Below are 19,014 nucleotides of genomic sequence, written 5' to 3' on the forward strand. Positions count from 1 at the left end.
ACCCATAACGACTAAATGACAGCCTTCAAACCCCGAGAGCCCCTGACCGAGCAGGTCGCCCGCCACATCGAGAACCTGATCGTGTTCGGCCAGCTGAAATCCGGCGAACGCGTCTATGAAACCACCATGGCCCGGGAACTGGACGTCAGTCACGGCTCTATTCGCGAGGGCCTGCTGTTGCTGGAAAAGCGCCATCTGGTCAGGAACATTCCTCGCAAGGGCGCGTTTGTCACCGAACTCGACGGATTCTTCGTACGCAGCCTTTACGAGATCATGGCACTGTACCTCTGCCATACCGGGCGCAAGCTGACCCGGGAAGCCCAGGCCAGTGACCTGGAACGCCTGGAATCGCTCTATGGCGCCATGCAGAGCTGCTATCAGGGCAACGACCTGCTCACCTTCCTTGAGCTCGGTATCGAATATACTCAGGCGTCATTGGCCTATGCTGATAACCACTTCATCGTCTCAGCCATCGAAGATCTATGGCCGTCAGCGAAGCGCTGCGCCTATGCCGCGTTCACTCACGGCGGCCTCCAAACCCTGAACGACAACCTGACGTTCATGCGCCAATCGCTGGATGCGATTGCCAGGCACGATGACAATGGACTCTGTGACATTATCCAGCACTATGCCAGCCAGCAATGTCAGAACGTCGTCGCCTCTCTTGAAAGCGGCGAGACCGATCATGCGTCACGCTAGCCAACTCCGGGCAACAGCAGCCCTGTTGGCAGCGACCTTGCTGAGCGCCTGTGCGAGCACGCCGCCGGTGACGACCACCCCAGTGGACACGACTGACACCAACGCCCACCGGACTCCACCGCCCCCTGTCCAGCCTATCCCTCGCTGCGCCTGGAGCCAGGTAAGAGGCGTGGCCACCATACTGTCTGTCACCAGTGCCATGGCCAATCCCGCTCTCGCCACATGGCAATTCTTCCCAGGCGACGACATTGTCTTCCACCCACTGCCCGGGGGCGCAGCCAGAGGCGATGAGTACAAAGCACTGTTGAGGCGACCGATGACCGGACCCTGTGAGGCCGAGCTGTATCTGGTAGGCCCGCTGTAGGGCGCGGGGAACGGATACCCCTGCGGGGCCATCAGTCGAATAACCGGCCCAGGTAGTAACCAATATTGAGCGTGACGGTCCAGTCTTCGTCCTGACTGTGGGAGGTCGTGAGCTGGACCGGCCCCAGAAACGTATCAACACCGGCAAATACGCTCCACGACTTGCGGGCATTCCCCCATCGGGCATCGCCAATGGAGTCCCAGCCGTTGCCAGCTTCAAAGGCGGCACCGGCAAAGAAAGGGACAAACGGCCCCCCGAACTCCCGGTAACCGGCCAGAGAGGCCAGGGCAGCATCCTGACCGGCCACTTCGCCATAGCTGTAGCCGGTTAAACGGCGAAACCCGCCCAGCAGGACATAGTCCTCATACCCTGCCTGCCCCCGGGTCACCACGTCAGCGTAGAGTGTCCCGATCAGGTAGTAGCTCTGCCAGCCCACGGCCTGAGACAACATCATGGACACCCGGTCGTAGTCGCGGTCCGAGCCCAGGTATGGCCGTTCAAAGCGCCCCTTGAGTCCGGCAAAGCCGCCACTTGAAGGCAGGAACGGGTCGTCCATAGAGTCATAAAGCAGGCGTAACTCGAGACTGCCTTGCTCCACCCGCTCATCCTCAAACACCAGTGCGCCCAGAAGGTCATCAGTCTCGGTGAACCCCCGGGCCAGCTGCACCCGGCCCTCACCGTCGACACCCAGCGCCATGCCCACCGACAGGTCCACGTGCCGACGGCTGAGCTCTGCTTTAGCTACCCGCTCCCCGTCAGGCTCAAACAGATTGAACGTTTCCCGCTGGTATTGTGCACCCACGGCGACAAAGCGATCCTGGCCGTAGTCCAGAGGCTGAAACCACTCTGTGCGGAAATAGGGATCAGTACCCAGTTGCAGTCCCGTCAACCATTCTCCGCCCCGACTGTTAAGTTCGGTCATTCGCAACTCAGCCGATGTATTGAAATGGGTGTCGTAACGGAAGTTATCCTCTAAACCCAGACCAAACCTGAGGTAGTTTGGCCCCCAGCTTTTGGCCCGAGTATCCACTTCAAGCGCCGTTCCATCATCCGACGGTAACAGCCGATAGCCGACAGTCTCGTGGTAGCCCAGGCTATAGATTCGCTTGAGATCTTCCTCCAGCCCGGGCACATCCAGTGGCTCACCCAGCGGTTGACGGATTCGTGCTGCCACAAACTCCGTGGAGACCTCCCGCGGACGGTCAGTGACTCTGATGTCGGTGATGGGTCCGGCCCGGAAATCCCTCGTCGCCCGATGTTCCAGGTAGGCCTCCCAGCTGGCCTCGTCCACAGTGAGGTCATACAGTTCCAGGGCATGATCCCGGGCAGTGGTCGCGCCGAGTTCAATCAGCAACGGTGCCTGATAGAAGTCCGCTGAGCCCAATCCCTGCAGGTCCGGCCTCAGCAGAATGTCGTTCTCGCCCAGCAACGCAAGCTGCGGCCGGGCATTGACCAGAGTCAGCATGGTGGTGAGCTGCCCCACCACAGAGAACGCTTCCTGCAGGTTCTGGCCGTCCAGCAGCGCGTCGGAGATATCCACCGCGATAATGATGTCCGCCCCCATGTCGCGGACCACACTGATGGGAATGTTGTTGGCGATGCCGCCATCGACCAGTAGCCGCCCATCCCTCTCCACCGGCGCATAGGCTCCGGGAACGCTCATACTGGCACGAATGGCCTCGGCGAGATCCCCCGTACCGATCACCACCTGCTGCCCGGTCGCCAGATCGGTGGCCACCGCGCGATAGGGAATTGGCAGCTGGTCAAAATCCTGCACCGTGGCCGCATCAGCGATGAGCCCGTTGAGAATGAAGCCAAGGTTCTGGCCGGAAATCAGTCCCCGCCCGAGGTGAAAGCCGTCGGAACGAACCCCCAGTCCTGGCGACAAGGGGTAGCGCCAGCTCTGGTCCTTACGGTGAATCGGCTCATAGCGGCGGCCCGGGGTATCCTGGAAACTGGCTTTCCAGTTCAGTTCAATAAAACGCTGCTCGATTTCATCCACCGGCATGCCAAGGGCGTATAAGGCCGCCACCGCCGATCCGGCACTGGTGCCGGCAATATAGTCCACCGGCACCCGGATCTCTTCCAGTACCCGCAGGACCCCAACATGGGCCAGCCCTTTGGCGCCGCCGCCACTGAGAACCAGGCCAACCCGGGGACGCGGGTCAGCGTCGTTGCTGCCGTCAACAACAGCAGCAAACAGCGGGGATGCCCCCAGCAACAGGGCAAAGAGAGTTGAAACAGCGAGGGAGCGGATCACGGCAACAATGTCAGAGTTAACTATGTCCGCGTTCACTCTTGTCGTCATCCGCCAGTGACAGGTGGGAAGTATCAGGCACCGGCGGTGGCGGCAGGTCCCTCTCGACGCCGATATCGCTGCCCGCAGGCGCAACGGTCCAGTCATCGAGATGCTCAAACATCGGTGCTTCCACGTCTTCGGATTCCGCCAGGGTAACCCCCACCGGGTCAAGACTCAGGCCGGTTCCGGACAGGATCGTATCGACCTTGTCGCCCGCCACTGGCAAGCGGTCACCCGGTTCCACGGCGACGCCCTCAGCCGTGGCACTCTCTGCCGCGTCAGAGTGGCTGGCAGCGCTGGCCTGCGGCTGTGGAGCCGCGGCGGCAGGGCCAGGCTGCGGAGCGGGAGCAGACGGTGCCGTGGCCATCGGTTCGATATGGGCCACCATGCCATGCTTGAGCAACACCTGCCGATACTTCTCCGCCTGAGCTTCATCCAGTTTGTTACGGATCACCACCCGCTGGCCGCTGAACATTTTGTCGACCTGTTCCAGGGATGCCTTGAACAGGGCACGGGCGTTGGTACGGACGGCATCGAGGTCGGTGCCCGGGGCACACTCGCCCTTGAAAACAAGCTGAAACATGAGGTAGTCACTCCCTGTTCGACGGTACGTTCATCATAGTTGATCCCCTTGCGCTCACAAAGCCCGGAGAAATGTTCACTTATTAACCAGAATGCAAAAAGTTGAAAAATTGTCCCAAAAACTCGGGAAAGCTCGCCGGCTATCTGCAACAATATTTTGTAACAAAGATTTTCTGTTTGGTTACATAACGTAGAGGCCAAGGACGATGCGGCTACCCAGATTCTTGCCCGGATTTCAGAGCGCTGCCCTGCTGGTCGGCCTGGCGGTGTCAGTACCGGGACAGGCGGAAAACATTGACCTTCTGATGAGCGATGTATTCACCGCCGCCGAAGCCACTTATATCGGCTACCAGAGTGTCGAACGGACCGACATCCCCGTCGCCTCCGCCGTTGACCGCAAGTACCTGATAGTCGATTTCCGTATCGATCCGGCGACCGGCCACGAACAGTTACAGGCCAGTGTCCACAAGGCCTGCATGACCCTGCTGCGGGACCGCGAACTGATCCGTTCGCTGTCCGATGCCGGCTACGACATGGTCTCAGTGGCTTTCGACCGCCAGTCTCAGTACGACTGCCTCTGAGACGACGCGCTAGTCCTCACCCAGTAACCGGGGGAAACCTTCCAGTGCGGCATTGATTGCGTCCAGATTGAACGCATCCACATCGGCCAACAGCTTCTCGCCATATAGAGTAACGGTACGAGAGCGGAAGCGCTGCCCCCAGGACAATACGCGACTGGCAAAGTAGCGCATCTGCTCCGGGTCACCACTCTCCCGCACCGATTTCCATTCGTCGCCAAAATCATCGGCCAGCTGATGGCGAAGCCAGCCCCGCTCCTGCATGTTCAGGGTTTCCACCAAAGGCTGTTCGCTGATTTCAGGCGCATCCTCACCCTCAACCAACGCCTCCGAGGCCTCAACATCCGGCAGAGATACGGTAAAGGTCGAACCTTGCCCGGACTCACTGACCACCGTCAGCTCGCCCCCCATCATACGGGCCAGCTTACGACTGATCGCCAGACCCAGACCAGTACCACCGTACTTGCGACTGCTCTGCCCCTCCTGCTGCTCGAAAGCCTCAAAAATACGATCCTGTTGATCCTGCGATATGCCAATGCCGCTATCGCTGACGGTGATTTGCAACCGGCAGTGCAGCGCCTCACCATCGTCCTTGCACTGGTCGGTCGACGCCCTGACCGTCACCCCGCCCTGATGGGTAAACTTGATGGCATTCCCTACCAGGTTGAACAGAACCTGACGCAAGCGGGTCTCATCGAGCATCATCACCGCCGGCAATGACGGGTCTACCGACACATCAAGCGTGATCCCCTGTTCCCGGGCCCGCAGATCAAAGATGTGGCGAACATCGTCTAGCAGGCGCCGCATGGCCAGTGGCGCAATTTCCAGCGGCATTTTGCCAGCCTCAATGCGGGACAGGTCGAGGATGTCATTAATCAGCATCAGCAGGCTGCGGCTGCTCGCCCGGATCGCCTCCAGATAGCTGCGCTGCCGGGGATCGGATACGCTCTTGTCGAGCAAGTCGCTGTAGCCGATTACCGCATTCATGGGCGTGCGGATCTCGTGGGACATGTTGGCCAGGAACTCACTCTTGGCACGGTTGGCCCCTTCCGCCTCCCGCGCCAGCCGTTCGGCTTCCTGCTTGGCGGCACGCAGTTCATCTTCACTGCGGCGCAGGGCTTCCTCTGAGCGGATGCGCTCATCCACTTCCCGGGACAGCTTTCGGTTCCAGTAGAGGAAGATCAGCACCACCACCAGGGCGATCAGGATGACCCGACGAACCACGGTGTAATCTGTTTCCTGCTCAATATCGAGATGGATCCAGCGATTGTAGATTTCTTCGGTTTCAGCACTGCCGAGACTGCCGAGGGTCTTATTGATGATTCTCAGCAGCTCCGGCCGCTCCCTGCTGACGGCAAACCTCAGTTCATACTCATAGGGCGTTATGCTGGTAATCCTCAGGTTGGAGAGACCCAGCCGGGCGACCGTGTAACTCACGGCCGGAATCTGAGTCACCATGACATCGAGGTCACCGTTGGATAGCGCCAACAGCCCCTCCTCCACATTCAGCACCGGGTAAAGATCCAGGTCCGGGTGATTGATCAGCAGATAGTCAAACCCCGCCTGACCACGTACAACCCCCACCCGCTCTTTGCGTAGCTCGCGGAGATCACCGATAAAGCGGCCGTCATCACGAATCACCAGGGCAATGGGGAGGGTCAGGTAGGGCCGGCTGAACAGGAACTTGCCTTCCCGCTGGGGGGTCCGCGACAACGCCGGCAGAATATCCAGTTCACCGTTGGCCAACTGCTGCTCAGCCAGCGCCAAATCTGTCACTGGCTGCTCAGCAAACGTCACACCCAGCCGTCCTTCGATACGGTTGACCAGGTCAGACACCAGGCCGCGGATCTTGCCGTCTTCGGCAAACTCGAACGGCGGCCAATGGTCACGGAAGGCCACCCGAAGGTTCGGGTTCCGCTTGAGCCATGCCCGCTCGATCTCGGTCAGGGTAACATCGAGCTCCTGGCCAGCCTGAGGGACCGTAACAGGCAGCCAGGCCTGACGGATTTCCCGGTGCTCATTATGGCTGATCGACTCCACCGCACCGTCCAGAACCCGAAGCAGTTGGTCGCGCCCGCTCGCCACCTCCAACACCACATCAACCGGCCATTCATCCAGCAGCACCGCCAGGCCAATGCCGTTGATCATCGCGGACTGCAGGTAATCCGACACCACCGGCACCGGCCCGATAAAAGCATCAGCCTGCCCCGATAGCACCATGCTGACCGCTTCGCTGATATTCGCGACATGGACCGGGTGAAAATTTTCCACCGGCTCCAGCAGCTGGAACTGATTGGCATCGCTCTCCACCAGCGCTATGCGCCGGCGTTCAAGATCTCCAAGGGTACGAATACTGGCGTCACCGGCATCGACAAACAACCCGTAGGTCAGCGACATCAGCGGCACGGTCAACTCCCGCTCGGAGCTTGGGGACTCGCCGTAGAAGCGGGTAACGACAATGGCATCAAGCTCACCGGCGTCCAACATGCGCTCCAACTCATCGCCTGCGGCATTCACCTGCACAACCGTCAGGTCCAGCTTGCTGGCAATCCGATCCAGGTAATCGATATAGGTGCCGACCATCTGGCCATCAACGGTACTGAACGCCAACGGCACCTGGCCACCGCTAACCCCGACGTTCAGCTCAGTGAGCTGACCCAGCCAGCGCAGATCGTCAATACCAAGTACCGGTGCAGGGGATAACTGTGGTGGCTCGGCCAGCACCGGCGAGCTCAACGTGACCATCAGCCAAACAACAAATCTAACCGTACCGCGAGCAATCACTGGATATCCCCATCACATCCACTACATTGAAAAAAACACGACGCCAATTCTGAAAGAGAGCAGAAGGATTCCCATCATGGATATCAGCAAACGATCTTTGGGTACCCTTTTCGAGCAACTGGGCCTGGCCTCAGATGACAATAGCATCACCCAGTTTGTGACACGCCACAGTCCGCTGCCGCGGGAAATGACCCTGGCCGACGCGCCCTTCTGGAGTGAAAGTCAGTCGAGCTTTCTCAGCGAAGGACTGGCCGATGATTCCGACTGGGCCGAACTGATCGACGAACTGGACGCGATGTTGCGTCACTGAGTCACCGGGTCGTCGGTCTCCTGCAGTTCGGTCAGGCCTGCGGTAAAGGTGATCGTAACGGGCTCGCCGCGAAAAGGAAACGGCAACCCGTTCAGCCCCACCCCATTCAACAAATCGGTAAACGACCGGGCGTCACAACTTTAGTCATCAGAGTGACGATCATCGACCTGTCCTGACGAGCCAGCTGACTCTCCACCATGACGGCGCCGCGCCCGCGGATGGCTCTGGTCGTAAATTCGCGCCAGATGCTGGAAATCAAGGTGGGTATAGACCTGAGTGGTGGCAATATCGGCATGGCCCAGCAACTCCTGTACTGCCCTCAGATCACCGCTGGATTCCAGCATGTGGCTGGCAAAGGAATGTCGCAGCAGGTGGGGATACAGTCGCTGGTCGGCGCCTTTGGCGATCCCCCAGCGCTTTAACCGGGTCTGGATACTGCGAACACTGATGCGCTGACCACGCTGACTGACAAAAAGAGCCGTTTCATTCCCGTCGGCCAGCTGCTCCCGCACCGGCAACCAGCCCTGAACAGCCGTCAGCGCCTTCCGGCCGACCGGCAGCAGACGTTCCTTGCTGCCTTTACCCATGACCCGCAACTCGGCGCTGCGGCGATCCAGATCGATCAGATCCAGCCCGGCCAGTTCAGACAAACGCAGCCCCGATGAATACAGCAACTCGAACATGGCACGGTCACGGACCTCCAGCGGGTCGTCCGGGGTGCTGTCCAGCAATCCGTTGATCTGGTCGACATCAACAACCCTGGGCAGACGTTTGGGGGCCTTTGGCGCCCGTACGTCAAGCGCCGGATTGTCAGCCGCGAGTCGCTCGCGGATGAGATAATCAAAAAAACGTCGTACCGACGACAGGTGGCGCGCAATGCTGCGTCCCGACAACCCGGACCGGCTCAGTTCCGCCACGTACCGACGCAGGCCATGACAATCGAGCTGGTTCCAGGGCAGAGAGAGAGATTCAAGGTAAGTTGCCAGACGCAAAAGGTCACGGCGGTAGTTCAGGCAGGTCTGTCGGGCCTGGCGCCGTTCCGACGCCAGATGCTGGACAAATTGCTCAACCGGTTCTGCGAGTGCGGCGTCGAGGGCCGTGGTCACGGACACCGGCCGCGAGCGGTCGGGGGCCTCTCCGACAGCCACTGTCAGGGATTCTCCGCCACCACATCCATCACCAGCGGCGGTTCACAGTAACGCTGCATCATGGACGGCAACAGCCGGCTGAGGGTGTCACTGATGTACGTCAGGAATAGCGAGCCCATGTTCTCATCGAAGTAGCCGGGCTGGCTGCTGCCAATGGCAAACACACCCCGCACTTCCTTGTCCCGTAATGGCACCAGAGCAACCGAAGCCACCGGTTCTTCCCGCTCTGGAAACAGGAAAGCGCGCTCACTTTCACGAAACTGGCCACACACGGCACGGTCACCGGCTAACAGGTCGCCCAGACGCTCATCGGCCACCGCCGGACTGACCACCTGCAGGGCTCCTTCCGGACTCTCCGCCAGGGGCTGGTCGGTAAACAGGATCACTGACGATGCATCAAGCCCGAAATCACCACGGATGCTGTCATCAATGGCCGCGGCCATCTCGTTCAGATTGTCAGCTTCAATGACCTGCAGCAGCAGTCGTTTGCTCTTCTCAAACAGGCGGTCGTTATGGCGGGCTATCGACACCAGTTCGACCAGTTCCCGTCGCAGAGTATCCCGCTGCTCACGAAACAGGTGAACCTGACGTTCCACCAGGGAAATGGCCCGACCACTGTCATGCGGCAGGGTCAGACTGCGTAGCAATTCGTCCTGACCAAGGAAGAAATCGGGATGATCCCGCAGGTACTCGGCCACCTCTTCACGGGTCAGTGATTCGGCCTTCTCTCGGGCCGTCTGTTCGGTCATCGCCTTCTCCTCACCTGGCCCGCCTGTAACGGGCTAAACTGCGCTATCGATGTCTGGGATCGTGGGCTTCTCGCCCCTCGGTTCCGGAACTAACCGGGCACTCACTTCTTTTTACGATCGCCGCTCCGCTTCTGTCGACGGGGACGGGGCGAACCCTCGGCGGGCAACCGCAACTGACCCTCGAATACCGTCGTCGCGGGGCCTTCCATCATAACAGGGGCCCCCTCGCCGGACCATTCTATGATCAGGCGCCCACCAGGCAGCTCGACCTCAACCCGCTCGTCGAGCAGCCCACGCAGGCGTCCGGCCACCACCGCAGCGCAGGCTCCTGTGCCACAGGCCAGGGTTTCGCCAACGCCGCGTTCAAAGACCCGTAAACGGGCATGGCCACGGTCAACCACTTGCAGAAAGCCGATATTGGCCCGGGCAGGAAAGGCCGGGTGACGTTCCAGCATCGGCCCTACGGTTTCCACCGGTGCACTGTCGACATTGTCTACCACCAGGACTCCGTGGGGATTGCCCATCGACACAGCGCTGATGTCAAAACGCTGGCCGTCGGCCTCCAGGGTGTAGCTGGTCTCAGGCTTGTCTGCGACAAAGGGAATCGCGGCCGGGGCCAGTTCCGGCACGCCCATATTGACACTGACCAGACCGTCACGCCCAATCCGCAATTCAATCACGCCCTTGGCGGTCTGCACCCGAATGACCTTTTTATTGGTCAGACGGCAATCACGGACAAAACGGGCAAAGCAACGGGCACCATTGCCGCACTGTTCAACTTCCGAGCCGTCGGCATTGAATATGCGGTAGCGGAAATCCACGTCCGGCATTCCCGGAGGCTCGACCACCAGCAACTGGTCGAAGCCGACACCGAAGTTCCGGTCTGCGAGCTTGCGGATCAGTTCCGGCTGCAGGCGAAACGGCTGGCTGATGGCATCGATCACCATGAAGTCGTTGCCCAGTCCGTGCATCTTGGTGAAGGTCAGCATGGGCCCCTGACTGCGACGGCTCTGATTCATGAGACCTGTCACTCCGGCAAGCAGCTTTCTGGCGCCAACTGGTCGTCGAGGGTTTCCCGACGTCGCACCACATGCACCTGGTCGCCGTCCACCATCAGTTCCGGCGGACGGTTGCGGGTGTTGTAGTTGGAGGCCATGACGAACCCATAGGCACCGGCGGAGCGCACCGCAAGCAGATCCCCGGGGGCCAGGCTCAGGTTACGATCCTTGCCGAGGAAATCGCCGGTTTCACACACCGGCCCCACCAGATCCCAGGGCTTCGCTTCGATATCATCACGCTGAACCACCGGCACAATGTCCTGCCAGGCGCTGTACAGGGCCGGGCGGATCAGGTCATTCATGGCGGCGTCGATAATCGCGAAATTACGCTGCTCGGTGCACTTCAGAAATTCCACCTTGGTCAGCAGAATGCCGGCGTTGGCCGCAATGGAGCGCCCCGGCTCAAGCACCAGCTTGAGTTCCCGATCACCCAGGCGCTCGAGCAGCCGGGCCGCATATTCCGCCGGTTCCGGGGGCTGTTCCTGGTCGTAGCGGACTCCCAGTCCGCCGCCCATATCCAGATGGCGAATGCGAATCCCACGCTCAGCGAGCTGATCGATCAGAGCCAGCACCCGGTCAAGGGCATCCAGGAAAGGCTCCACACTGGTCAGCTGGGAACCGATGTGACAGTCGACTCCGATGACCTCAAGATGAGGCATGGCGTTGGCCCGGGCATAAATCTCCGGTGCCTGGACAATATCCACGCCAAACTTGTTCTCTTTCAGACCGGTGGAGATGTAAGGGTGAGTACCCGCATCAACATCCGGGTTTACCCGCAGTGACACCGGCGCGCGGACACCCAGTTCACCGGCAACCTCATTGAGGCGGTCGAGTTCGGTATCGGATTCCACATTGAAGCAGTGAACCCCGGCTTCCAGCGCCTTGCGCATTTCCCAGGGCTGCTTGCCCACGCCGGAGAACACCACTCGCGCCGGATCACCACCGGCGCGGATAACCCGCTCCAGCTCGCCCGCTGAGACAATATCAAAGCCCGCCCCGAGGCGAGCCAGCACGTTCAGTACCGCCAGGTTGCTATTGGCCTTGACGGCATAGCAGATCAGCCGCTCACGGCCAGCCAGGGCCTCATCGTAGGCACGATAGTGACGTTCGAGAGTGGCCCGTGAATACACATAGGCCGGGGTGCCAAAACGGGCAGCAATGTCGGCAACGGGTACGCCTTCTGCGTACAGTTCGCCGCTGCGGTAATTGAAGTAATCCATTCGTAATCCTGACAATAGGTAAGGGGTGCTGTCACGTCCGACGATCAGTTGTCGTCTGCGGGCGTTTGCTCATCGTCGCGCTCGGCCGGGGTGCCCGAAACCTCGGTGGTCGCGGCCGTTGCGAGCCCTGAGTCCCGGTAGAGCGGTCCCTTCTGACCGCACCCTGCCAGCAACTGGGCGGCCATCAGTACAGCCATAAAAAACACGCGATGTCCCATGGACAACTACCCTCTGGTTGCAATAACCGACGAGTATACCTGACAGCAGCGGTAGGGGGCGAGATCAGCCTTGCCGGCTGAGGGCAAGGTTCAGCGCACGTTCCAGCTCTTCCCGGTGGTGGAGATACTGGGTGGTCGGTAAATCAGGGTGATAGGACTGGGGATCCAGGTCATGGGGCAGATTCAGATCCGTGAGATACACCGGATAGATCTCACCGGATTTCCGCCGCGAGTGGATGTAATGGGCCACCGCTGGAATCAGCCGTACGCCATAGTCCTCGGCCCGGAATTCCTGTTCATCGCAATAGATATCAAAGCGAATCTGGCCCTCACCGTCGGCCATCCCGACGGCCTGTACCTGCAAGCCATGGAGCGGAATATTGTCGGTATTAAAGTCCCTGCGTTCTGCTTGCCAGCGCCCCTGACTGGCCACCAGCTCGTAACAGCGGATATCGGTGGTGGCCAATGGGCTGTTGAGGTTCTGGCGCAACTGGCGCCGCTCCAGCAGGTTTTCCAGAAAACGCAGTAACGGTGTCAGCAGGTGACGGCGACTGCTGCAATCCCGTTGCCAGTGGTACAGCGACCCGGTCTCGTCCAGCAGCCACAGCTGCGCATGTTTTCCCACGATCAGGTAGAACACCTGCACACACCCAGGCTCGTTGCTGGCAAAGACACATCGTAACGCCCCCTCGTTTGCCAGGGCATAACGATCCACGACTACCGGGGTATATTCACTCTGGGGCCGGCGCAGGTGTTCCAGCAATCCAGTCAGCCCGTCAACCACCGTAAAGCCGGGCTCCTTACTATTGAACTGGAGAATGAAGTAACGGCGATCGACCTCAATCACATAACGTAAGGGGTGAGGCCCGCGGCCTCCGGCAAAGAACTGGCGGACCACGTCGGCAAACAGCTCCTGCAAGCGCCGGGCGATGCCGTGCCCATGCCCGGAGCTGTGACTGTGCACCACCACTTGCGGCGGATAGCGAGGGTCCTCAGCCACGGCCGCCAGTACATTTTTCAGGCTCTGGATCAGGGTATCCCCGGCCGCATAATGCTGCAGGCTGATTTCACACCAGGAGTTGAAAGTGACCTGATCAATGGTGTGCACCAGGTTCTCGCGCCCGCCACTGAATCCCAGGGAATCGTTACGGGCACTGAGTTTGTGCAGACCACGTTCGGTCAGCCGCGCCTGGGGATCAAGGCCGACATTCACCAGCAGCAGGATCTTCAACGGTCGGACAGGCTGCTCCAGCGCCTCCCGTCCCGGAGGTCCAATCGGTGACGGCAGGTTGTCCTCCAGCGCCTCCAGCAGCTCCCGGGTTTCCGCGACACTGGCGGAGGTTGTGCCAGCGCGGACATTCAGCCGGGTCGACCGGTTGAGCAGACCATTACACTGACACCACAACACCAGCTCCGCCAGGCTGCCGGAACGACGAATAACCGGCTGCCAATAGGCATCTGACGGATTTTCCAGATCCCGGTATAACAACCACCCTTCCCCGCTGCCCCCCTGTTCAGACTGGTGATAGAACGACAGGTTTTCCTCTGCCAGCGACGGCGCCAGATTGGGGTTGATCAGCTCGAGTTTGCCCGCCTTACGCTGAAACACCGCGTACAGCTTTCGCCCCAGCAGGTTCAGGTCACGATGACTGATGGCACTGTCATTGCCTTGGCTGCGGGCAAGCCGGGACAACAACCGGTAACTGTGAGTCAGCTCACTGACCACACTGCGCCGCAGCCCCATGACATCTTCAACCCGCCAGGCCTGACGATTGTCCAGAAACCCAAGGGTCGCCTGATCCCAACCCCAACCAACGACCAGTTCCCGCAGCAGACGGGCTCGCCACTGATCGCCGCTGGCCCCGCTCCGGCTCAACGGAAACCCCGCTTTCAGGTAAAGACTGCGCCGCACCAGCTCCAGTCGATCCGCAGAATCCGCCTGGACAAACCACTGTTCCAAGCGGCGATAGAGCTGAATGTAGGGATCCAGCGTGTCAGGGTCAGTTTCACCACGATAAACCGCCGCCTTGAAGGTCAGCGCCAGCGGCTCCTGGTCCGGATGTATGGCGTAACATTCGATCAGCAGCAGCTTGAGGATGGATTTCCAGGGCGAATCAATGCCCTTGTACAGTTGCCAGACCCCGGCGCCGAGAAACTCCTCCCGCGGAATCCGCGGCACGGCGCCGAAATCGATGTACTCACTGGCGCGAATGAAGCGGCAGTCCACCAGTTGCCGAACACAGTGGTTATAGCGGTGTTCATCCGCCACCGGCACCAGCCACCACATGGGGTAACAGCCACCCAGGTGAATACCGGTCCGGTAGAACTCGTCCAGCAGCAGGTAATGCTGGGCGCTGCCACAGTTCTCGCCGGTCACTTCAGCCTGCTGCCGGCCCTGACGCCAGTCATCAGCTGAAAACACAAAGACATTGAGCTCAACGGCCAGTGAAGCCGCCCATGCCGATACCTTGGCCGCTTTTTCTTCCAGCAGGCGAACCGCCGTCTCCGGCAAGTCCGGCCGGTGACACAGCCAGACATCCAGATCACTGGCGACCGAGTGACCGAGCGAACCCGGGCTGCCCATCAGGAACACCGCCGACAGGTCCGGCTTGCGCTTGCCGTTGTCACGGTACTTGAAAGTCCAGGCTAACCGTCGCGCTGCCGCCAGGGCTTCGTCAGATGGCTGGTATTCACCGAGTCCGAAGGGGCATCCCTTCTCGGAGTACCCCGGCAGGGCAGGATGGTTGAGGTGAAAGACTAGCGGCAGGATTTCCAGTACAACCTGCTGACGATAGGCCAGTGCCGAGCGTGCCCGTTCCCAGCGCTGGCGGTTGAGAGCGACGAAGCGATCCCGCAGCCGGCGCAGGGTTTTACGGTCGATACCTTCATCGAAATCAAAGGCAATGGCGGGCGAATGGCGACGCACAGGGGCTCCGTGGGAAAGGTTCATTCTCGATTGAATATCAGTATGATGTCCGGGGAGCGATGGGGTAAATACAGTGATCGTCGTAAAGACCGCTGTCTCATCTCGCGCCCGTGCATGACAGACCTGGAACAACAAGGATAGCACTGTAACACTGGACAGGCTGTCCAACCCAGCAGGGGCAATAATACGTGAAAGAGTTCTTCATCCGGCGCTATCGCTCCGAATCGGGCCAGGGCGAAGGCCGCCGCACTCTGATACGGGTAGATGACCGGGGCGTGATCACTCACGCCGACAGTAACGCCGAGGCGGTGCTCGGCCACGATGCCCGGCAGTTGATTGACCAGCCCATCACCCGCATTGTCGCCGCCCGCCAGGACGATCCGTTTTCCAGCAGCCAGCGCCATCGCTTCAGCAGCGGCCAGCCTGTCATCATCACCCTGCGCCACAAGGACGGTTTTTTCTTCACCGCCGAGGTTGCTCTGCGTCTGGAAGAGAAAGACTCGGACCAGCCCGCCAGCGCCCAGATTGTCATGCGCGAAAGCCAGTCCCTTGACCCCCGCCTGCTGCAGCTGGTCGAAGCCAGCGGCGAGCTCGGTATCTGGGAGCTGGACCTGCACACCAACCGGGTCAGCTGGAGCGAAGGGATTTACAACCTTATGGAGCTCCGCAGTAACGCCGACATCACCCCGGAGCAGGCGCTGTTTTACTGCCAGACCCGACAAACCAGGGTGCGCGCGCTGATCCGCCGCTGCATCTCCCGGGGCCAACCGTTTGCCATCACCTTTGAACTGATCACCAGCCGCCAGCGTATTCGCCGGGTGCGACTGACCGGTCGTGCGATCAGGTCCGGCGATCAGATCGTCAAGCTCGGTGGCACGCTGGTGGACCAGAGCCGGGAAATGGAGCAGGAGCAGGCGGCACACCAGGCCCGCACGCTGCTCGCCGCCATTGTGGGTGCCACCCCGGACCTGGTGGCCGCTGTCGATACAGAACTGAAACTGCTGTGCTGCAACGAGGCCTACAGCCGTCATTTCCAGAAGGCTTTCGGCCGCCTGCCGGTTGTCGGCCAATGCCTGAGCACCCAGCTGCAGGCATTCCCCAATGAACGCAGGCTGATGGAGCGGCTCTGGCACCGGGCCTTTGAACGGGATGGTTTTGCCGTTGAAATGCCGCTGACCAGTCAACGGGACAACGCCCAGGTCTATGAAGTCCACTACCAGAAGCTGAACAGCCCGGACGGTGAGTCCATCGGCGCCGTGCACGTGGCGCGGGATATCACCGAGCGGATTCGCACCAGTGGTAGCCGCAACTATCTCAATACCCACGACCCCATCACCGGCCTGCTCAACCGGCGCGAACTGGTCAAACGGATGAGTCGCCTGCTGGAGCAGACCGAGCTGCCGTCCAGCGCGCTGCTCTATATCGATTTAGACCATTTCGCCAAGTTTAACGACAGCCTCGGCAATGGTATCTGTGACCGCTACCTGCGCGAACTCGCCAACGCCCTCGGGCTCAAGGTCCGGCAACGGGATGCCTTGGCCCGCCTCGCTGGCGACACCTTCGTCCTGTTGCTGGAAAACTGCTCCGACAGCGAAGCCCGCAAGGTCTCCAGGCACCTGCTTGAGCTGATCCAGGGATTTGATTTTGAATGGAAAGGCGAAAACCTGAGCACGACCGCCAGTGCCGGCCTGCTGATACTCGGGGAGCGGCTTCCGGAAGATCCGGAGCAGCTGTTGGCGCAGGCCGCTGACTTGTGCCATACCGCCAAGGTGGCCGGCCGTAACCGGCTGCATGCGGCCAGCGCCGATTCCAAAGCGCTGCGCGAAGGCGAGGCCCGCAAACTGCTGGCGCACCTGCAGCACAGCCTCGACAACAACCAGATACAGCTGGCTTACCAGATGCTTCGCCCTGTGGCCAGCGCCACCTGGGGCGACCACATCGAAATCCTGGCACGATTAAACGGCATTGAGGAGAGCGACGACTGGATACTCCCGGCGACCTTCCTGCCGATTGCGGAGCGTTTTGACCTTGCCAAACGCCTCGACCGTCAGGTGATACGCCAGACCCTGGCCTGGCTCAGTGACCACATACTGCTGGAGCCACGCCTGAAATACTGCGGCTTCAACCTGTCACTGGCCACCGTGCTGGACGACAGCTTTGGCGATTTCCTGCAGGATGCACTCGCCAGCAGCCGTTTCAACCGAGACTGTTTCTGTATGGAAATCCGCGAGGCCCATGCCATCCAGTATCCGGATGAAGTGGCCGTACTTTGCGACACCCTGCATGCTCTGGGCTGCCGCGTTGCCCTTGATGGTGCCTCAGTGAGCAGCTACACCCTGGCCGCCCGCTTGCCGGTGGACATCATCAAGCTGGATCAGGCCCTGACCGGACAGTTACACCAGGACCCGATACAGCTGGTAATGGCGGAAGCGATGCATAAGATCGCCAGCAGTGCCGGCAAGCTGACCATCGCCACCGGTATCGAGCACGACGATTCCTTGCGTAAGGCTCGCGCCCTGGGCCTGCACTTCGGCCAGGGCTACCGCCTGCACAAGCCCCAGCCGCTGGAAGCTCTGGCGCCGGTGCAGTGGGATGTCAGTCAGCCCGGCGTTTAACCTGCCAACTGCGCCCGCGCGCGGCCGACGGCTGCACGCACCTGATCTGGCGCGGTGCCCCCCAGGTGGTTACGGGCCTGAACTGAACCTTCCAGGGTCAGTACCTCAAACACATCGTCCGTGATGATGTCAGAGAACTGTTGCAGTTCCGCCAGGGTCATTTCCGACAGGTCACGCTGTTCGGCGACACCGAAAGCCACCGCCTTGCCGACGATTTCGTGGGCATCGCGGAACGGCACCCCTTTCTTGACCAGGTAATCCGCCAGATCGGTCGCCGTGGAGAACCCACGCTTGGCGGCCTCGCGCATGTTGTCGACCTTGGCGGTGATGGCCGGCACCATATCGGCGTAGGCCTTCAGGCAACCCTTGACGGTATCGATGGTGTCAAACAACGGTTCCTTGTCTTCCTGATTGTCCTTGTTATAGGCCAGCGGCTGGCTCTTCATCAGGGTCAGCAGACTGATCAGGTGGCCATTGACGCGCCCGGTCTTGCCTCTGACCAGTTCCGGGACATCCGGATTTTTCTTCTGCGGCATGATGGACGAACCGGTACAGAAACGGTCCGGCAAATCGATGAAATCAAACTGGGAAGACGTCCACAGCACCAGTTCCTCGCTGAACCGCGACAGGTGGGTCATCAGCAAGGCCGCAAAACTGCAGAACTCGATGGCGAAATCCCGGTCGCTGACAGAATCCAGGGAATTCTCGCTGGCCCGGTCAAAGCCCAGCAGGCGCGCGGTGATGGTTCGGTCAATCGGGTATGTGGTTCCCGCCAGGGCTGCGGCACCCAGCGGCATCACGTTGACCCGCTTGCGACAGTCCTGGAGACGCTCGGCGTCACGCACCAGCATTTCGTACCAGGCCAGCAGGTGGTGACCGAAGGTAACCGGCTGGGCGGTTTGCAGGTGGGTAAAACCGGGCATGATGGTATCGGCTTCGCGCTCGGCCAGATCCAGGAGACCGTTGCGCAGACGACCCAGTTCTTCGGCAATAACGTCGATCTCATCGCGCAGGTAAAGACGGATGTCAGTCGCAACCTGATCATTGCGGCTACGTCCGGTATGGAGTTTTTTACCGGTGATGCCGATACGATCGGTCAGGCGCGCCTCAATGTTCATGTGCACGTCTTCGAGACTGACAGACCACTGGAATTCGCCAGCCTCGATATCAGCCTTGACCGCTTCCAGGCCGTCGATGATCTGCTGCTTTTCCTCAGCAGTCAGCACCCCCACTTCCGCCAGCATGGTGGCGTGGGCAATGGAGCCGGTAATATCGTGGTGGTACAGACGCTGGTCAAAGCCCACAGAGGCGGTAAAGCGCTCGACAAAAGCGTCCGTCGGTTCGCTGAAGCGACCGCCCCAGGGTTTTTCGGAGGTCTTGTTTGAATCCGTCATGGTCTACTCTTTCCTGCTGACAGCCCGGCATCCAGGAGATATTCACGGCTCCCTATTTGCGGACATGGTT

At 60.3% G+C, this 19,014-nt stretch carries 15 protein-coding genes; 5 read left to right on the forward strand and 10 right to left on the reverse strand.

Annotation, left to right across the window (positions count from 1 at the left end):
* Positions 1-15: 15 nt before the first annotated feature.
* Positions 16-699, forward strand: a complete 684-nt coding sequence (locus BLV11_RS09120; RefSeq protein WP_091812784.1) for a GntR family transcriptional regulator — start codon at positions 16-18, stop codon at positions 697-699.
* Positions 686-1,063, forward strand: coding sequence for a hypothetical protein (locus tag BLV11_RS18220; protein WP_139173221.1), 378 nt, complete (start codon positions 686-688; stop codon positions 1,061-1,063). The genes BLV11_RS09120 and BLV11_RS18220 overlap by 14 nt, the downstream gene beginning before the upstream one ends.
* Before the next feature lie 31 nt (positions 1,064-1,094).
* Here BLV11_RS18220 and BLV11_RS09130 read toward each other — a convergent pair whose 3' ends face one another.
* Positions 1,095-3,359, reverse strand: a complete 2,265-nt coding sequence (locus BLV11_RS09130; protein ID WP_245725972.1) for a patatin-like phospholipase family protein — start codon at positions 3,357-3,359, stop codon at positions 1,095-1,097.
* On the reverse strand, positions 3,340-3,945 hold the full coding sequence (locus BLV11_RS09135) for a hypothetical protein (protein WP_091812790.1): 606 nt from the start codon (positions 3,943-3,945) through the stop codon (positions 3,340-3,342). Before BLV11_RS09135 ends, BLV11_RS09130 begins: the two co-directional genes overlap by 20 nt.
* A 205-nt stretch (positions 3,946-4,150) precedes the next feature.
* Between BLV11_RS09135 and BLV11_RS09140 the strand changes: the two genes are divergently transcribed.
* Positions 4,151-4,525: a hypothetical protein gene (locus BLV11_RS09140; protein ID WP_245725973.1), complete on the forward strand. Its 375-nt coding sequence runs from the start codon at positions 4,151-4,153 to the stop codon at positions 4,523-4,525.
* A gap of 9 nt (positions 4,526-4,534) precedes the next feature.
* Here BLV11_RS09140 and BLV11_RS09145 read toward each other — a convergent pair whose 3' ends face one another.
* Positions 4,535-7,267 (reverse strand): transporter substrate-binding domain-containing protein, encoded by a 2,733-nt coding sequence (locus BLV11_RS09145; RefSeq protein WP_091812792.1) that lies wholly within the window; start codon positions 7,265-7,267, stop codon positions 4,535-4,537.
* A gap of 115 nt (positions 7,268-7,382) precedes the next feature.
* On the opposite strand from BLV11_RS09145, the gene BLV11_RS09150 reads away from it, so the two are divergent.
* Positions 7,383-7,616: a DUF2789 domain-containing protein gene (locus BLV11_RS09150; protein ID WP_091812794.1), complete on the forward strand. Its 234-nt coding sequence runs from the start codon at positions 7,383-7,385 to the stop codon at positions 7,614-7,616.
* A 140-nt stretch (positions 7,617-7,756) separates the two neighbouring features.
* Here the strand turns inward: BLV11_RS09150 and xerC are convergent, their stop codons facing one another.
* The 6 genes from xerC to BLV11_RS09180 form a co-directional block, all read right to left on the reverse strand.
* Positions 7,757-8,728 (reverse strand): tyrosine recombinase XerC, encoded by a 972-nt coding sequence (gene xerC, locus BLV11_RS09155; protein WP_281242768.1) that lies wholly within the window; start codon positions 8,726-8,728, stop codon positions 7,757-7,759.
* A 38-nt stretch (positions 8,729-8,766) separates the two neighbouring features.
* Entirely contained in the window at positions 8,767-9,513 is a 747-nt protein-coding gene (locus BLV11_RS09160; RefSeq protein WP_091812796.1) for a DUF484 family protein, read from the reverse strand.
* A 101-nt stretch (positions 9,514-9,614) separates the two neighbouring features.
* Positions 9,615-10,532 carry a diaminopimelate epimerase gene (gene dapF / locus BLV11_RS09165; RefSeq protein ID WP_091812799.1) on the reverse strand — a complete coding sequence of 306 codons (918 nt, stop codon included), beginning with the start codon at positions 10,530-10,532 and terminating at the stop codon, positions 9,615-9,617.
* A gap of 8 nt (positions 10,533-10,540) precedes the next feature.
* Positions 10,541-11,791, reverse strand: coding sequence for a diaminopimelate decarboxylase (gene lysA, locus BLV11_RS09170; RefSeq protein WP_091812802.1), 1,251 nt, complete (start codon positions 11,789-11,791; stop codon positions 10,541-10,543).
* Between the two features lie 44 nt (positions 11,792-11,835).
* Positions 11,836-12,009, reverse strand: a complete 174-nt coding sequence (lptM, locus tag BLV11_RS09175; protein WP_091812805.1) for an LPS translocon maturation chaperone LptM — start codon at positions 12,007-12,009, stop codon at positions 11,836-11,838.
* A 64-nt stretch (positions 12,010-12,073) separates the two neighbouring features.
* Positions 12,074-14,935, reverse strand: coding sequence for a class I adenylate cyclase (locus BLV11_RS09180; protein WP_245725974.1), 2,862 nt, complete (start codon positions 14,933-14,935; stop codon positions 12,074-12,076).
* A 188-nt stretch (positions 14,936-15,123) separates the two neighbouring features.
* Here BLV11_RS09180 and BLV11_RS09185 point away from each other — a divergent pair, with 188 nt between their 5' ends.
* Positions 15,124-17,550, forward strand: a complete 2,427-nt coding sequence (locus tag BLV11_RS09185; RefSeq protein ID WP_091812809.1) for an EAL domain-containing protein — start codon at positions 15,124-15,126, stop codon at positions 17,548-17,550.
* Here BLV11_RS09185 and argH read toward each other — a convergent pair.
* A complete protein-coding gene (gene argH / locus BLV11_RS09190; protein ID WP_091812811.1) occupies positions 17,547-18,944 on the reverse strand; it encodes an argininosuccinate lyase in 1,398 nt (465 codons plus the stop codon). The genes BLV11_RS09185 and argH overlap by 4 nt on opposite strands.
* Positions 18,945-19,014 lie beyond the last annotated feature (70 nt).

The sequence above is a fragment of the Marinobacter mobilis genome (assembly GCF_900106945.1).
In the GTDB taxonomy this organism is placed as follows: domain Bacteria; phylum Pseudomonadota; class Gammaproteobacteria; order Pseudomonadales; family Oleiphilaceae; genus Marinobacter; species Marinobacter mobilis.

Coding starts and splice junctions, on each gene's coding strand:
- BLV11_RS09120 (WP_091812784.1), top strand. CDS start 16: ATGACAGCCTTCAAACCCCGAGAGCCCCTGACCGAGCAGGTCGCCCGC.
- BLV11_RS18220 (WP_139173221.1), top strand. CDS start 686: ATGCGTCACGCTAGCCAACTCCGGGCAACAGCAGCCCTGTTGGCAGCG.
- BLV11_RS09135 (WP_091812790.1), bottom strand. CDS start 3,945: ATGTTTCAGCTTGTTTTCAAGGGCGAGTGTGCCCCGGGCACCGACCTC.
- BLV11_RS09140 (WP_245725973.1), top strand. CDS start 4,151: ATGCGGCTACCCAGATTCTTGCCCGGATTTCAGAGCGCTGCCCTGCTG.
- BLV11_RS09145 (WP_091812792.1), bottom strand. CDS start 7,267: ATGGTCACGTTGAGCTCGCCGGTGCTGGCCGAGCCACCACAGTTATCC.
- BLV11_RS09150 (WP_091812794.1), top strand. CDS start 7,383: ATGGATATCAGCAAACGATCTTTGGGTACCCTTTTCGAGCAACTGGGC.
- BLV11_RS09160 (WP_091812796.1), bottom strand. CDS start 9,513: ATGACCGAACAGACGGCCCGAGAGAAGGCCGAATCACTGACCCGTGAA.
- dapF (WP_091812799.1), bottom strand. CDS start 10,532: ATGAATCAGAGCCGTCGCAGTCAGGGGCCCATGCTGACCTTCACCAAG.
- lysA (WP_091812802.1), bottom strand. CDS start 11,791: ATGGATTACTTCAATTACCGCAGCGGCGAACTGTACGCAGAAGGCGTA.
- lptM (WP_091812805.1), bottom strand. CDS start 12,009: ATGGGACATCGCGTGTTTTTTATGGCTGTACTGATGGCCGCCCAGTTG.
- argH (WP_091812811.1), bottom strand. CDS start 18,944: ATGACGGATTCAAACAAGACCTCCGAAAAACCCTGGGGCGGTCGCTTC.